The sequence below is a fragment of the Enterobacter sp. 03-F-07-AD-ECC genome, from assembly GCF_047530935.1.
Classification (GTDB): Bacteria; Pseudomonadota; Gammaproteobacteria; order Enterobacterales; family Enterobacteriaceae; genus Enterobacter; species Enterobacter cloacae.
In genome coordinates, this window is record NZ_JBLKBZ010000069.1 from 1 (window position 1) to 1,170 (window position 1,170).

At 47.7% G+C, this 1,170-nt stretch carries 1 protein-coding gene; it reads right to left on the bottom strand.

Annotation, left to right across the window (positions count from 1 at the left end; all coding sequences use genetic code 11):
- Positions 1-158: 158 nt before the first annotated feature.
- Positions 159-1,163 (bottom strand): IS110-like element IS4321 family transposase, encoded by a 1,005-nt coding sequence (locus ACMWKA_RS25655; RefSeq protein ID WP_000427623.1) that lies wholly within the window; start codon positions 1,161-1,163, stop codon positions 159-161.
- Between the last annotated feature and the right edge of the window lie 7 nt (positions 1,164-1,170).

Consider the following 1,170-nt stretch of genomic DNA (forward strand, 5'->3'; position numbering starts at 1 on the left):
GATGAGTTCCGCGCCTGATGAACCTCCAGAAAATATACGGCTTCAATGAGCCTTTCCGTTTTACAGGTTCCTCAACAGGCCGGTGGGCCGTTAGTATCATCAATATCAGTATTCGCAAAACCAGATCAGTAATTCTTTAAACCGGTGTATTTCTGCCGTTATGCTACATAAGTTTGCTGTCGTGCCGTTAGGGCCCAGGCTATTCTGGCCAGCTTGTTTGCCAGAGCACAAGTGACGACAAAGTTGCTTTTCCGGCACAGTAAATCCCTGACCCAATCGGCCAATTTGCCAGACTGGTGTTCCAGTTTTTGTATGAATACCCTGGCACATTGAACCAACAAAGTTCGGATCTTTTTATTACCTCGCTTACTAATTCCCAGCAATGTCGTCCTACCTCCCGTGCTGTACTGCCGAGGTACAAGCCCTGTTGCCGCCGCAAAGTCACGGCTGCTGGCGTACTGCTTCCCGTCGCCAATCTCAGTTGAAATAGTACTCGCTGTCAGTGTTCCGACGCAGGGAATGCTCAGCAAGCGCTGTCCAACCTCATCTTCGTCCAACTTTCGTTTCAACTGGGATTCCAAATCTTTAATCTGCTCAACAAGATAGTGATAATGCTGTTGTAATTTCAGCAATAACTGGCTGAGGTAAAGAGGCAAACTATTATCCTCAAGAATGGTACTCAGTCGGCTAATAACGGCAGCTCCTCGGGGAACGCTAATGCCAAATTCCAGCAGAAAAGCATGCATTTGATTGGTTGTTTTTACCTTATCCTGAACCAGGGATTCACGGACACGATGCAGAGCCCGCATTGCCTGCTGAGATTCCGTTCTGGGCTGCACAAAACGCATAGACGGACGCGATGCAGCTTCACAAATAGCTTCGGCGTCGACAAAGTCGTTTTTATTGCTTTTAACGAACGGGCGGACAAATTGTGGTGATATCAGCTTTGGGGAATGCCCCAACTCTTCCAACTTGCGTGCCATAAAGTGAGAACCGCCACAGGCTTCCATTGCGATGGTTGTAGCGGGGCATGTCGCCAAAAATTCGATCAACTTTGGCCGGGTAAATTTTTTACGGTAAACAGCCTTCCCGCGACGATCCTGGCAATGAATATGGAAAGAGTTTTTACCCAGATCGATACCAATGAGCGCAATGTTTTCCATGATAGTT

Bases quoted from the DNA above. Each gene is read 5' to 3' on its own strand.
- ACMWKA_RS25655 (WP_000427623.1), bottom strand. From the start codon at position 1,163: ATGGAAAACATTGCGCTCATTGGTATCGATCTGGGTAAAAACTCTTTC.